This is a genomic window from Spirosoma aureum (assembly GCF_011604685.1).
In the GTDB taxonomy this organism is placed as follows: domain Bacteria; phylum Bacteroidota; class Bacteroidia; order Cytophagales; family Spirosomataceae; genus Spirosoma; species Spirosoma aureum.
Window position 1 is genome coordinate 4,180,086 of the sequence record NZ_CP050063.1, and the last position, 15,271, is coordinate 4,195,356.

A 15,271-nucleotide genomic window follows, 5' to 3' on the forward strand; every position below is an offset into this window, starting at 1 on the left:
CGGTTAGCTGTCAGCATTCATCATTCTACCCATGCGGTTCTCCATCATTATTCCGGTTTTCAATCGTCCCGACGAACTGCGTGAACTGTTGTTTAGTCTGACGAAACAGACCTATACAAATTTTGAGGTTATCGTTGTTGAAGATGGCTCCAGAGATAAAGCGGATGGGGTTGTGAATGCCTTTGCCAATCAACTCGACATTCGCTACTTTTTTAAAGAGAATACGGGGCAGGGCTTTACCAGAAATTACGGTTTTGAACGCGCCAAGGGTGATTATTTCGTCATTTTTGACTCGGATGCGCTGATTCCTTCTCACTATTTTGCGGTCGTAAACCAGCGTCTTGAGTCTGGCTGGCTCGATGCGTATGGTGGTCCGGATGCGGCTCATCCCGATTTTACCCCCATTCAGAAAGCGATAAGCTATTCCATGACGTCGCCTTTTACAACGGGTGGCATTCGCGGTAGTAAGAAGAATCTGGGGGGCACTTTTCATCCCCGAAGTTTCAACATGGGGTTGTCGAGAAAAGTCTGGGAAACGATCGGTGGTTATAAACTAAGCCGAATGGGCGAGGACATTGAGTTTGCTATCCGAATTATTGAGCGTGGCTTTAAGACCGGACTAATTCCGGAGGCTTTCATCTATCACAAACGCCGTACGAATTTTGGGCAGTTTTTTCGACAGCTGCGTTTTTTTGGCCGCGCGCGCATCAACATCTCGCGATACTACCCAAAAGAGCTGAAACTCGTTCACGCCATTCCGGCGATGTTTACCTTATTTGTTTTTTCGATTCCTGTTTGGGCGATCATTAGCCCAATTCTGTTTGGGCTGGCCGTCGGTGTATTGCTTCTAATTGCTTTCCTTATTTTGATTGATGCCACGCGGAAAGAGAAAAGCGTAAAAGTGGGCTTTTTAAGCGTAGAAGCGGCATTTGTACAGCTAACGGGTTATGGTATAGGGTTCATCAGCGAAGGATGGAGACGATTTTGGGAGCCTAAAGGCTTTAAAGAAACCGGAGCGACCATTGAGTACCCATCATAAAGACCGATTTATCGAAATACTTATTACTTTGCAGGCTACAAATGTTAATCTACGCTTAACGAAAGGTTATTGCTTTACGTTATATTTATAACGTATTGACTCCTGTATCCACTATGACCAAGCTTGCAAAACCACCCGGTCAAAAATTGGTTAAACGAATGAGCACACGTACCAAGGGGCTAATTGTAGCTCCACTGGGTTTGTTGCTCTTTAGCGCTGGCCTGTGCGTGTTCACGATAGCGGCCGACGCTAAACACAATGGCGCTACCTTTCAGCAATGGTTCTTGTGGGGAGCCTACAGCCTGATTCTGATGAACGGAGGGCTATTGTTGTTTGGGCAGGCTGTTCGTTATCGAGCTCAGCTGGATTATCGCCGGTTTGTGCGCCGGGAACTCAAAAAACGAGACCGCGAATGGGAGCGATCCCGACCAAAACGGAAAACCTCGCCGAGTTAAAGCGAGGTTTTTTTATGTACTTGATAACAAGTTAATCTGATAAACAGGTATACCTTATTTGGCCAGATTATGCTGCTTTCTTCTCAGCGAATGATGCCTTGATCGCTTCAACGTCAACATTTTTGATGATCGGCTTGCGCAGCAGTTGTTTGATAGCATTCGTCTTGTTATTCGCGATAGCGCGGTTCCGGCGGCCCTTACGCTTTAATTCAGTTACTCCCATGACTATATCTTAGTTTACTTGTCGGTTCGAATTTTGAAGTGCAAAAGTACAGCTTTTTTAGTCAGAATATACAGGATTATCGGATTTTTTGGCCATTATCCCACTTTAGAGACTCCGGGGGCTTATCAAATTGCCAAAGTTGTATGGTTGACAAATGAGCAGAGCCGAATTCTGATTGGATTTTCTTCAGGAACGCCAGTCGCAGCGCAATTGGCATACCACCAATTTTACAATCAACTTAATCTGGTTCTACTATCAGGGGGGCTTGACTACTGTTCAGCATTTTAGGGTTGTTGACACTCCTTTCACTGTCAGATTATTAATAACGATTATTAATAATCGGTAACGAATCACTTTTGCTATGGGAATAGCCATTGCTGGTGCGTTTAACTTGGCTGTATATTGTCTACGATCAAGGAATTATTTCTATTTGATTGAAAAAAAATACCATAACTATTGATTTTCACATTTCTGAACTTATATCTTTGTGAGCATTAACTTAGTGCGTTAAGTATTATGCGAAAAAACATCCGCTGGCTGATTGTCTGCCTCCTTTTTATTGCAACCGGTCTAAGTTTTCTGGATCGACAGGTACTGTCGATTGCTATCATCAAGATTCAACAGGAGTTTCAGATTACAGATGTTCAATACGGCATGATCAACACCAGCTTCCTGATTAGCTATGCAATCATGTTTACGCTGGGTGGTTGGCTCATTGACCGGGTGGGTGGCAAAACGGGATTAGCGCTTTCAGTAGGAATTTGGTCAATTGCCAACAGCCTGCATGCCGTCATAAACAGTTTTTCTCAACTGGTAGCCTTTCGGTTTTTTCTGGGTGTGGGCGAAGGAGGTTGTTTCCCGGGAGCGGCCTGGACAGTTTATCGGTGGTTTGATAAAAAAGAGCGCGCATTGGCCAATGGAATTGCTATTGGTGGATCAGCCATAGGCGCGGTGGTTGCACCTCCACTAACCATCTGGTTATCGGAGCATTATGGCTGGCGGGGTGGGTTTCTTATTCCTGGCCTGATAGGAATAGCCTGGGTAATAGCCTGGTTATTAATCCCCTGGAAGAAAGAAAATATGGCTTCCGGCACAGAAAGCGTACCGGCGCAAATGGATAAAGTACCGTTTCTGACGTTGTTGAAAAAAAGGCCAACCTGGGTTTTCATCCTTATTCGTTTCCTGCTCGATCCCGTCTTTTATTTTATGATGTTCTGGATTCCGAAATATCTTAGTTCGGTGCGGAATGTGTCTTTTGAAGAGATTGGGAAATTGTTCTGGATACCCTTTCTGGCATTGGGCATTGCCAATGTACTGGGTGGCTGGTTTTCGGGGCAGCTCATCGCCCGTAATTTTTCGGTGAATAAAGCCCGAAAAACCGTCATGGGTATTGCTGCCTTGCTTACCCTCGCAGCACCGGCTATTGAGTGGGTGTCATCGGTTGAAGTGGCGGTTGCCCTGATGTCGGTGTTTATGTTTGCGCACGGTTTCTGGATTACGAATTACATCACGTCCATCTCGGATATGTTTGGTCAGAAAGCTACCTCAACGGTTGTAGGGTTGTCAGGCACGGCGGGTGCTGTTTCGGGTTTGCTGCTTAATCCGCTCATGGGAGCCATAATTCAGAAATATTCCTATCGTCCACTTTGGATCGCATCGGGATTACTTTATCCATTGGCTTTCATTTTATTGATTGTGCTGATACCCAGTATCAAAAGCCTCTATTTGGGTGATAAACAGGAGGGATTACTAGAGGATATTCCCGCATCTGTTCGATAAACACATTTTTTTCAACAAATGGCAAACGTTAGAGGGGAACTTGTTTATTTTTAACTTAGTGCACTAACTGAATTTAATAAAGACACAAACTGAGTGTTATGGAGAATCACATACTGAACAGTGTTGCGCCAGTTCATGAAGCCGGTATCGTAAAACGAAAAAAGACACGTCCCCGAATTGGTGTGTTTGGGGTAGGTTATTTTAAGTATTGGAGCCAGTTTGACGGATTATTAGACGATCTGTTGAAAAAACAGGCTGTTTTTATTGAGAAAATAGAATCAATGAACTCGGTCGAAATCATCGATTTTGGACTGGTCGACGACGTAACGAAAGCCTATGAGCTTGTTCCAAAACTCAATGCGGCAAATCTGGATCTGATTTTCTGTGATATGCTTACCTATGCCACGTCGAGCACGTTTGGCGTAATCATCAAAAGCATCGAAACACCGATTGTACTGGTTGCCCTTCAGCCCGATAAAGCGATGGATTACAGCCATGCTTCTACGTATCTGCAATTGTATAACGATGATATCTGTGCCTTGCCTGAGTTTGCCGGGGTAGCCGTTCGGATGGGTAAAAAAGTGCCGCAGATGATAATTGGGACTTTGTATGACGACCCCGCCGTTGATCGTGAACTCGAGGAATATTGCCGAATCGCGGCAGTTCTACATGATTTGAAAACGGCCAAAATCGGGCATATCGGTCATCCAATTGAAGCCATGCTCGATATGCACTCTGATTCAACTATGCTGACGGCTCATTTTGGCGCACACATTGTTCAGTGCGAGGCTCATGAAATTGTTACGCAGTACCATCAGGCCACCGACGCAGAAATAGATGCGGTGAAAGAGCGAATTCTGGCTTTTTTTGATACGCCTGATCCTGTCTCTGACCCAATTTCCGAAAAGCTAAGGGATTCTGATCTACACATAGCTGCGCAGGCGGCTGTAGCATTGGAAAAATTCATTAAAGCTAAAAAGCTCGATGGGTTAGCCTATTACTACGATGGGCCGGAAGGTAGCGATACACGGGTCGTTATGTCGAATCTGATCGTCGGCAATTCACTACTCCAGGGTGCTGGCTTTCCCATGTGTGGCGAATCGGATTTGAAAACCTGTATAGCGATGCTTATCATGGAGCGGCTGGGCATTGGGGGCAGCTTCGCCGAATTTCATCCCGTCGATTTCAAGGAAGATTTTGTATTGGTTGGTCATGATGGCCCCCACAATATTGCCATTGCCGAAGGCCAGCCTGTGTTGCGGAGCCTGAAAAAATACCACGGTAAGCCAGGTTTCGGCGCCGGTGTCGAATTCAAGATCAAAGAAGGACCCATTACGATGCTGAGCATCAACTCAACCTATGAGGGCAAAATGAAATTCATCATTGCTGAAGGCGAATCCATCGCGGGTCCAATACCACCGACCGGTAATACCAACACGCGGGGTTTTTTCAAACCGGATGTCCGCACGTTCCTCAAACGATGGATCAAAGAAGGCCCAACGCACCATTTTGCCCTGGGTGTCGGCCACCATGCCGAAACGATTCAAAAGATTGCCGATTACCTGAAAGTCGAATCCGTCATCATTGACGGATAAGATTGCCTGACTACTTAAATCCTTAATCTCTAACTTATGAACCATTTTTTATTCCATCGGCTACGGCTCCTGGTGATTGGGAGCATGTTGAGTGTTTTAGCCGTCGTACAGGTTGTATCTGCTCAATCAACCAAAGGGTTGGTAAGCGGTAAAATCACGGCCGACGAAGACGGTGAAGCATTGGTTGGCGCAACCATCACGGAAAAAGGGACCACAAACGGAACGACGACCGATACGAATGGCAGTTTTAAACTCAATGTTTCGGCCAATGCAACGCTGGTTATCAGCTTTATTGGTTATGCTCCTCAGGAAATTGCCGTTACGAATGGCAATGGACAACCGCGTTCAACCATTAATGTCGCACTGAAAACCGATCAGCAGCAATTGCAGGATGTGGTTGTGGTTGGCTACGGAACACAGCGCAAAAAAGATCTTACGGGCTCTATCGTCAACCTTACCAGTAAAGACCTGGTGCCGGTACCCTCAGCCACAAGCGTCGATCAGATGATGCAGGGAAAAGTGGCCGGTGTGCAAATCACGCAAACTTCGGGTGCGCCGGGGGGAAATGTCAACGTGATTGTTCGGGGGATCAGCTCCATTACGGGTGGGAATTCACCCCTGTATGTGGTGGACGGATATGCCATTGGCACGGGGGGAGGAGGTTCCGATTTGAGTACGTTCAGTTCGAACTCCTATACGGCCAGTGGCATTGCCAATAGTAGTTCAACGAACCGCATCAACCCCCTCAGCATCATTAATCCTGCTGATATTGAGTCGATTCAGGTGTTAAAGGATGCATCGGCAACGGCTATTTATGGCTCACGTGGTTCCAACGGGGTGATTATCATTACCACCAAACGGGGCAAATTAGGCAAACCTACCATCAGCTTCGAACATTCGACCGGAGTTCAGGAATTGGCCAGAAAGATGAAGCTGTTAACACCCCGCCAATATGCTGAATTCGTCGCCGAAGGACGCGACAACGCCTGGGTGTTTGCAGGCGGGAAAGCATCTGATCCGAACAATGTGCGCAGCACCGCAACCCAGGTCAAACCTGAATTTCGGAATCCGGGTCAGTTTGCCGACGAAGGCTATGGAACGGACTGGCAGGACGTCATTTTCCGAAAAGGGATGGTTCAGAATTACCAGCTCTCAGCCAGTGGAACCAGTAAGGATGTCAGTTATTACGTGTCAGGCGGCTATTTCAACCAGAAAGGAATCATCATCGGCTCTGACTTCAGCAAATTTACCCTGCGTACCAACATCGATGCCCAACTTACTCAACGCCTGAAAATTGGTGCTTCATTTTCCGGCGCACACTCGTATGGCGATTTTGCGCGCGCTGAAGGTCACCTGCAATTCCGGGGATTGATTTCGGCTGCACTGGCGAGCGATCCGACCATTCCGGTATATAATGCCGATGGAACGCCCTATTCTGAGTTTTCTAGCCCAACGGGTATTCCGGTCGAAAATCCGGTGGTAATTGCCGCTGAATTTTCGGATAAACGTAACAACACCAATGTGTTCACCAATAATTACCTGCAATTCGAACTGGCACCGGGACTCATACTGAAAACATCGGTTGGCGTGAATTATTCCAACAATGTGACACGTTTATGGAAATCGTCGAAGGTGGGGCTGGCAACCAGTCGGACGGGAGCGGCTACGGCGGGTTCAACCGAAGTGAAAAGCCTGAACTGGCTGAACGAAAATACCCTGAATTATCGGCATAAGTTTGGAGGAAAACACGACATCGATGCCTTGGTAGGCTATACCATCCAGAAAAATTCGGATGAAATTTTGCAGGCTGGAGCCACCGGTTTCTCGACGGATTATGTCCCTTATCTGGCCGCCGGTACCGTCTCGACGGGAACGAATTACATCAGCGAATGGGCGATCATGTCGTGGCTGGCCCGGGTCAATTACACCTATGCCGGAAAGTACTTACTGACCGCTACCATTCGACAGGATGGCAGCTCACGGTTCGGCGCAAAAAATCGCTGGGGCACGTTCCCGTCGATTTCAGCGGCTTACCGTTTGTCAGATGAGCCATTTATGAAATCGGCCAGCTTTATCAGTGATCTGAAACTCAGGGCCAGTTTTGGGGTTTCGGGTAATAACCTGATCCCAAATTATGCCACTCAGGGATTGCTGGGCGTCGCACGCACCGTATCGAACGGGCAGATTGTATCGGGCGTAGTGCCGAACAGTTTAGCGAATGACGAACTGACCTGGGAGCAATCTGTACAATCGAACGTCGGTCTGGATTTGTCGCTGTTTCAGAACAGATTGTCGTTTACGGTCGATGCCTATCAGGCGTACAAGAAGAACCTGCTGCTGAACGTAACCTTACCATCCGCTTCCGGCTTTAGCACGTCAGTTCAGAACATTGGCGAGGTCGAAAATAAGGGGATCGAATTAACGGTTAATTCGCAGAACATCGGCAAAGGTCCATTTCAGTGGAATACCGATTTCAACATCAGCTGGAACCGCAATAAAGTGCTGGCACTCAACTCCGAAGCGGCCCGGATCGTCACCTCCGATTATCAGGTTGCGCAGGTTGGCTACCCGATTTCCAGTTTCCGTCTCCTCAACATTCTGGGCGTTTTCCAGACACCGGAGGAAATCAGCAAAAACCCAACCCAGAATCCCAGAGTGCAGCCGGGCGATTACAAATACCAGGATGCGGATGGCAACGGTACGATCAATACGTCGGATAGGACGATTGTCGGTAATCCCTGGCCCAAATTTACCTGGGGTCTCGGTAATCGCTTCAGTTTCAAGAATTTCGCGTTGAGCATTAGCCTGAACGGTACTTATGGCAATCAGATTTATTTCCAGGGTGGCGAGGTGTCTTTGAATGGAGCCGGGGTTCAGAATCAGCTAGCGTCGATGGCAGATCGCTGGAAGTCACCGGAAAATCCGGGTGCTGGCTTGTACAGCCGGGCAATTCGGAACGATTATGCCTTTGGCTTTAGCGCCGGAACGACCAAATACCTGTTCGACGGTTCGTTCACCCGCATTCGGGATGTTAATCTTTCCTACACGTTCCCATCCACGGTCATTAGTAAATTGAAACTCCAGGCCCTATCCGTCTATGCCGATGTGACGAACCTGTACACCTTCACGAACTATCCGGGTTATGATCCGGAAGGCAGCACCGGGGGCGATAACCTGGCCAAGAGTGGCGTCGACTTTTTCTCGTATCCGAACCCACGGACATATACCGTTGGCCTGCGCGTAACTTTTTAATCACTCCATTGATTAATACTCCTTTTACTGCCATGAAAAAGCGAATACTGGCCATATTGTTTCTGACGGCCACTTTATCATCTTGCCAGGATTTTCTGAACCTGAAGCCAGCATACCAGATTAGTGATCAGAGTTTCTACCAGAATCAGAATGATTTTGAGACGGCGCTGGTTGGGGTTTACAGTACCTCACGAGAGCTATACAGAGGCAGTGCGATTCAGTATATTGGCGAATTGTCGACCGATAACACTGAAATTCAGTGGTCATCGCCATCCGCCGATGAGATGCAACTGGACCAGAATGGGGTTACGGCAACCAATGCTTTTGTTCGATCGATCTGGAATACATGCCTGTATACAATTTCGCAGTCGACCAACCTACTGAACCGGATCGATGCAGTCAATTTCGATCAGACTGCCAAGAATCGGATTAAAGGCGAAGCGCAGTTTCTGCGGGCGTTCAGCTATTTTTATCTGGTTCGTTTGTTTGGCAATGTGCCTATCACGACGCAAACGTTCAGCAGCCCGGCACAGGTAGCAGCCGCCGATTTAACGCTGAAGCCCAAAGAAGAGGTTTACAAATTGATACTGGCCGATTTGACCAGTGCCGAAACGCTTTTGCCCGCCACGCTGAATGCCGACAAAACCAGGGCTTCGCAAATGACGGTGAAAGCCCTGCTGGGCAAAGTATACCTGACTCAACTGAGTTACGATCTGGCAGCTACCAAACTGAAAGAAGTGATCGATTCAAAGCAGTATTCGCTGGTTGCCGATTATAAGTCACTGTCGACCAACGGTAATGTCAATCTGCCGGAAACGCTTCTGGAAGTTGATTACCTGTCGGGCCAAACACTGGGCAATAACTATTCGTCGTTGTTCACACCCGCCATTACGAGTATGGCTATCTTTCCGGGAAATGCACAGGGGTCGGGCCGTATCGTGCCAACGCTGGACTTGATCAAAGCCTATGAAAACAGCGACGCCCGTAAGGCCATATCGGTCAACGATTCGGTTCTGTTGATCGGGGGCAAGAAATCATACAGTCGTTATGGATTGAAATTTGTGGATTTCAAAGCCGTTGATCCGGGCGATGGGAGTGTTTCATTCACGATACTTCGCTATGCCGATGTATTGCTGATGTATGCTGAAGTGCTGAATGAACAGGGCAAAACAACGGATGCGCTCCCGTACATCAATCAGGTTCGGCAGCGTGTCAAGCTACCCGTTCTGGCTGGTCTTTCGCAGGCTGATTTACGACTGGCGCTTGAACGCGAACGGCGGGTAGAATTCCTGTATGAAGGTCATCGGTGGTTCGATCTGGTCCGGACCGGGCGGGCGCAGACAGTCCTGAATGCCCATTATGTCAGTCAGAAACTTAACTTTTCGGTTCAGGATTTTGAAGTTTTATTTCCTATTCCGCAAGCCGAAATCGACCTGAATCCCAAACTGAAGCAGAATCCGGGCTATTGATCGCACAACATTGGTGGAATTCCATTTGTCTATTTTTTTGTCATGCTGATGAAGGGTGCAACTTAACATAAAGATGCGACCTTCATCAGCATGACAGAATTCAACCCATACCTTTAACTCATGCGTTCCCAAGCCTTACTCTTACTCTGCCTGCTCACCGTAGCCATTTTTGGTTTTACGTATTCGGAAATGTCCATAACCGATACGCCAAATCTGGACAACTCGACGCTACGCGGAAAGTCATTCAACAACATCACGCTGGAAGCGTCGCTCAAACCATTTAAGAAGAACGACAAGGCTTATATTCAGCAGGTTGCTGCCGAGCTTTTTACGCAATGGTCGGCCTTGTTGCGCCATACCGACACGGTTTCGGTGATGCTCTGGACATCGGATGGATCGGAGATTCTGGATTACAAAGGCAAACTGGATCAGCCGCTCGAATGGGCGCGCTATATCGGTAACCCCAACACCGAGCACGAAGTCGGTTCGGGACCGAAAGAATTGTCGCTTCACGAACGGGCCTATGTGTACATGGAAAACCCGCCTGCGTTTACGTACGGGGATTTGAAGTTCATAATTCAAACGCTGAAAGAAACGGGTCAGCGAATTACCGGCAAACCTGTTCGAATTGGCGCTACATTTGATCCGGGGCCGGAGTTTGCCAAGTCAGAATTTAAGTACAAAAAACACCCTGAAATTCTGGGTGGCAACGCCATGGGGCACAAGACCATGGTCAGTTGTTATTCGACCCTGAACGCCGATGCCGATGCCTATGCTGGCTTTCCAAAGGGAATTCCGGCCAATACGCCTTTTGGTACGTTTCTGGGCCGGCAGAGCCAACATTTCCTGACCGATCTGGGGTACGACTTCATCTGGCTCAGCAATGGCTTTGGGTTCGGTGTCGAAGGCTGGTCATCGACGGGTGCTATCTTCAATGGGAAGGCGTTTGCGCCGGAAAAACTGGCGAATACGAAAGAATTGATTGCGGGATTCTGGAACCTGTTTCGCAAAGAGTGTCCTGAGTTTCAGATTCAAACCCGAGGCACCAACTTATCGACGGGGGCCGATTTAGCCCGCGATGGCGTTGATCTAAAGCAGATTTACGGCGGCCATTACAACATGCTTCCTCCACCTAATTCGCCCTGGGCGGCCCTGGATGGTGATTTTGGGCTGGAAATGGTGGGCTACATGTCGCGAATGGCCGAGTTGCCCGACGAGCGCTATTTGTTTCGCTACTATACGCACGATCCCTGGTGGGTCAATAGCCCGTGGCTGGATCGTTACGGCCAGGAGCCGCACGATATTTACCTGCCCATGTCCGTGGCGCGCATCAATGCGAAAGGCGAGATCCGTCTGCCTACGCACCTGAATTTCCTGACGGCCGATAATTCGTATGGGGAGATGCCCGCTCAGGTGCCCGATGAAGTGACGCCCCATATTTTGAAAGCGCGATACGATTCGCCGACCGCGCCGGGCCCACTGGTTTGGGTTTATCCGTTCGATGAATACCATAGCTGGGCCTACAAACAGCCCGACCGACTACCGGAAATTTATTACGGCGACTGGCTTATCCGGCAGGCCATTAACAATGGTTTTCCGTTAAACACAATTACATCGACCGGTTCGCTTCAGAAAGTGTTAGCGACAAAACCGGCTTATTTCAGTGAGTCGATTCTGGTTTCCATTGTGCCGGAAGCCGGTTCTTCGCTCGAAAAAACGTTGATTGATTTTGTGCAGAATGGCGGCAAATTACTCATTTATGGCCCTGCCGACCATGCCGGACCTGCTTTTCTGAGTCTCCTAAACCTTCAGAATACCACTGCCCTCAACGGCGAGTTTCAGGTAAATTCGACTATAACGATCGACGAACTGACGAAAAAATATCCGAGCAAGATTGTCCACAATGCACTTTTTTCGGGTGGGGGTGTTGCTACGCAGGTAAAGAATAAGGGTGATGCTGGCACCAAAATACTGGCAAAAATGACGCAGGCTGCGAACGAACGCGACGTGGTTTGGGTACGCGAAAAGCCGGAATGGAAGGGTGGCAAGGTGGCTTACGTGCGTGGCACCAATTCGAGCAAGTTTACGGGTGGAAAACTGCTGACCCCCGACGACCCGGAGCAATTGTTTACCGGTCCGCTTTTGATGCGATACGTGCTGAATCAATTTGGACTGGATTACCGGATCGATAAGCGAAACCCATCGGTTAAAAACCCCGTATTGACCATTTCCAGAGGTAGTAATGGCTTTTTCTTTTCGGGGTACTGCCCAAACACAACCATCACCCATCGGTTCAAGCTGCCGCAGGGAGCGCCCATTCTGACGGGCTACGAAACGGAGCTGGCGAATGGCTATTCGGTTTATTCCATGCCGAAAGCCTGGCATCGGGAAAGCCGTCTGTTTGTTGATCAGGCTGACGGAATCGTGTCGTGTCAGGAAATGACATCGGGAGTGAAGCATATGAAACGCTGTATTCGCCTGATGGGTCTGAAAAATGCAACCGTCCGTATTTACCCGGATGAAGGCATTACGGATGAGGGCCTGCATGTTTACACAAACACGAGCTATCCGTGGAAAAAAGGACAGACGGCTTTCAAGCCCGGTGACAAAAAGTACGGCAAGCATTACGTAGTAGAAAATGTAACAGGCGATTTGGTCGCGTTCTGGTGATAAACTTTTAATACCCAACCTCCTTTCTTATGAAACGTAGTTCCTACCTGCTGGGATTTGGGCTACTTGTGGCTATGGTTTCGTTTCATAGCATAAGGCCTCAAGTCGATATAGTCACCTACACAAGTTTACGGGAAGGATTCAAAAATCCACCCATTCATTCCCGACCAAAAGTGTACTGGTGGTGGTTGAATGGCTATGTCGATACGCTTCGATTGAAGGAAGAATTGACATCCATCAAAAAGGCCGGATTAGGTGGAGTCGATATTTTTGAAATCGGATTACCACCCGCCAGCGATCCGAATCAGATCATCCCGGCAGGACCGGCTTTTATGAGCGATGCTTCCGTAAAAACGATTCACATGGCCATTCGGGAAGCGGGTAAATTGGGACTGGAGGTAGGCCTGAATTTGGCCAGCAGCTGGAATGCGGGTGGAACCTGGGTGAAGCCCCAGCACGCAGCCAAAACGCTTTACTTCTCCAAAACGACGGTCAGCAGTTCGAGCCAGTCGGCCGTTCGGTTACCGTTTCCAGCCATTCCGCCCGACAAGCAGGGTAAACCAAGGCCAATTGCGTACGGACCAGATGGCAAACCCGCCTATCACGAAGAAGTCGCCGTTATTGCCCTTCCGGCAGGGCAGCACGCGCAACTCGACACAACAAAAATTATCAATATCTCGGCCTTTTTCGATCCTAAGAAAGAAGAACTAAGCTGGAAAGCGCCAGCAGGTGAGTGGGATGTTTATCGGTATATCTGTTCCAATTCGGGGGAACAATTGATCCGGCCAACTCCCAATTCCGTTGGCCCGATCATCGACCATTTTGATTCGACGGCTACGCGAATGCACGTCATGTATTTCATCGACCGATTAAAACCACTCATCGGCGATTTTCGGAAGAGTGCGCTCAAAAATCTGTACCTGGCGAGCTACGAGGCCAAAGAATTTACGTGGACTCCAACCTTACCGGCAGCGTTCAAAAAACTGCACGGCTACGACCTTTACAAGTTTTTGCCCGCTATTTATAATCCTGAGCAATACCAGCAGGAAGTTGCTAAAAACTTCCAGTTCGATTTCGACAAAACCCTGTCGGAGTTGATGATCAAAAACCATTACCGGAAAGCGAAGGAAATTTGCAACAGCTACGGTTTGCAAATCATTTCAGAATCGGGCGGGCCGGGCCATTTGCACCACATTCCGGTCGAAACGCTGAAGGCACTGGGGGCGCTGGACGTGCCCCGCGGAGAGTACTGGTACAACCGGACTTTTTTCATGGAAAACGACAAGGATAGCCTGGTCGATATGCTTTATCTGGTGAAAGAAATTGCGGCCGCGTCGCACATCTACAAGCGCGGCATTGTCGAAGAAGAATCATTTACCAGTTACTGGGATTGGCAGGAGGGACCATCGGATCTGAAACCGCTGGCCGACCGGGCTTTCTGCGAAGGCATGAACCGTCTGGTCATTCACGGATTTCCACACAACCCAAAAGAGATGGGTCATCCTGGAATTGCTTATTTTGCCGGCACACATTACAATGATCGAAACACCTGGTGGCCGAAAGTAAAGCCATTCAATGATTACCTGGGCCGTATCTCATTCATTCTTCAACAGGCTGATTTTGTGGCTGATGTGCTTCATTATTACGGCGATAATGTGCCGAATTTGATTCCACCCAAGAATACACGGTTTTCGGTCGGGGCAGGTTATGATTATGAGGTGATCAATACCGAAGTTTTGTTGCGGGATCTGACCGTCGAAAAAGGCAGCTGGGTGTTGCCGGGTGTTGGGCGTTACAAGGTCCTGAGCATTGGAAATGAGGGGCGCATACCTGCGGAAGCGCGGGCAAAACTCAAAAAACTGAGCGAACAGGGAGCCACACTAGTCGAACGAAAATCGGCGATGCCAGCCTTAGCGGCACTCCATATTCCACCTGATTTTAGCTATGCTGGCCAGAAAGCCGATCAACGCTATACGCCACTGGATTATATTCACTATCGACGCGATGAACTGGATTTTTACCTGATTCGCAACACCACCAATCGATGGGTATCAACGGATTGTCAGTTCAGGCAACAAGCGAAAATGCCCGAAATCTGGGACCCTATTTCTGGATCGGTTGTGCCTGTTGCTGATTATAAGCAGGAAAATGACCGAATCAACGTGCCGGTTTCCCTTCCACCTTTTGGAGCCTATTTTATCGTATTTAGTAAACCATCGGCAGCTTCTGGCCCTAATGTTGCCAATGCTGATTTTGACAATCTGAACGCAGCGAAACCTGCTATGGTACTGGATGGCCCCTGGAAACTAACCTTCCCCAAAGGCTGGGGCGCACCCGAATCGGCTACGTTTCCCGAATTAATTTCCTGGACGGAATCGGATCAAAAAGGCATTCGCTACTTTTCAGGCATCGCTACTTATCAGAAAACATTTGATTATAAGTCCGTTGCGGCCACGACCAGGCAGCGGGTCTATCTCGACTTAGGTGACCTGACGAAAGTAGGAGAGGTATGGTTGAACAATAAGCCCCTGGGCATCGTCTGGACACCGCCCTACCGCGTCGATATTACCGATGCAATTAAGGCTGGTCCAAACTCACTGCGTATCGATGTCGCCAATACCTGGTCGAACCGGTTAACGGGCGATGCTATAAATGGTGAAAAATACACCAAAACGAACATCACCAAAGCTAACAAGAATCTGGTTCCCTGGGATAAATTACCCCTGATCAAGTCAGGTCTGTTAGGGCCGGTTATGATTCATACCGTAAAAACCATTCGTTAAAAAGGG

General features: G+C 48.5%; 9 protein-coding genes. 8 read left to right on the plus strand and 1 reads right to left on the minus strand.

Translation table 11 applies throughout. The features are described 5' to 3' along the window. The first annotated feature begins 31 nt into the window (after nt 1-31). Together G8759_RS16515 and G8759_RS16520 are read left to right on the plus strand one after the other, a co-directional pair. A complete protein-coding gene (locus tag G8759_RS16515; RefSeq protein WP_167209820.1) occupies nt 32-1,039 on the plus strand; it encodes a glycosyltransferase in 1,008 nt (335 codons plus the stop codon). Nucleotides 1,040-1,152: 113 nt separating this feature from the next. Next, a complete protein-coding gene (locus G8759_RS16520; RefSeq protein WP_162385056.1) occupies nt 1,153-1,494 on the plus strand; it encodes a hypothetical protein in 342 nt (113 codons plus the stop codon). A gap of 67 nt (nt 1,495-1,561) precedes the next feature. Here the strand turns inward: G8759_RS16520 and G8759_RS16525 are convergent, their stop codons facing one another. Then, complete coding sequence (locus tag G8759_RS16525) at nt 1,562-1,717, minus strand: hypothetical protein (protein ID WP_167209822.1); 156 nt, start codon at nt 1,715-1,717, stop codon at nt 1,562-1,564. Between the two features lie 516 nt (nt 1,718-2,233). On the opposite strand from G8759_RS16525, the gene G8759_RS16530 reads away from it, so the two are divergent. The 6 genes from G8759_RS16530 to G8759_RS16555 all read left to right on the plus strand — a co-directional run bounded on the left by G8759_RS16530 (nt 2,234) and on the right by G8759_RS16555 (nt 15,265). Next, nucleotides 2,234-3,496 carry an MFS transporter gene (locus G8759_RS16530; RefSeq protein WP_167209825.1) on the plus strand — a complete coding sequence of 421 codons (1,263 nt, stop codon included), beginning with the start codon at nt 2,234-2,236 and terminating at the stop codon, nt 3,494-3,496. A gap of 98 nt (nt 3,497-3,594) precedes the next feature. Next, complete coding sequence (locus tag G8759_RS16535; protein WP_167209827.1) at nt 3,595-5,091, plus strand: L-fucose/L-arabinose isomerase family protein; 1,497 nt, start codon at nt 3,595-3,597, stop codon at nt 5,089-5,091. A gap of 36 nt (nt 5,092-5,127) precedes the next feature. Continuing rightward, nucleotides 5,128-8,343: a SusC/RagA family TonB-linked outer membrane protein gene (locus G8759_RS16540; protein ID WP_167209829.1), complete on the plus strand. Its 3,216-nt coding sequence runs from the start codon at nt 5,128-5,130 to the stop codon at nt 8,341-8,343. 32 nt (nt 8,344-8,375) lie between these two features. Beyond that, the gene (locus G8759_RS16545) at nt 8,376-9,812 is read left to right on the plus strand and encodes a RagB/SusD family nutrient uptake outer membrane protein (RefSeq protein ID WP_167209831.1); all 1,437 of its coding nucleotides are present in this window, start codon (nt 8,376-8,378) and stop codon (nt 9,810-9,812) included. A 120-nt stretch (nt 9,813-9,932) separates the two neighbouring features. Continuing rightward, nucleotides 9,933-12,482, plus strand: coding sequence for a hypothetical protein (locus tag G8759_RS16550; protein WP_167209833.1), 2,550 nt, complete (start codon nt 9,933-9,935; stop codon nt 12,480-12,482). Between the two features lie 29 nt (nt 12,483-12,511). After that, complete coding sequence (locus G8759_RS16555; protein ID WP_167209835.1) at nt 12,512-15,265, plus strand: glycosyl hydrolase; 2,754 nt, start codon at nt 12,512-12,514, stop codon at nt 15,263-15,265. Nucleotides 15,266-15,271: the final 6 nt, after the last annotated feature.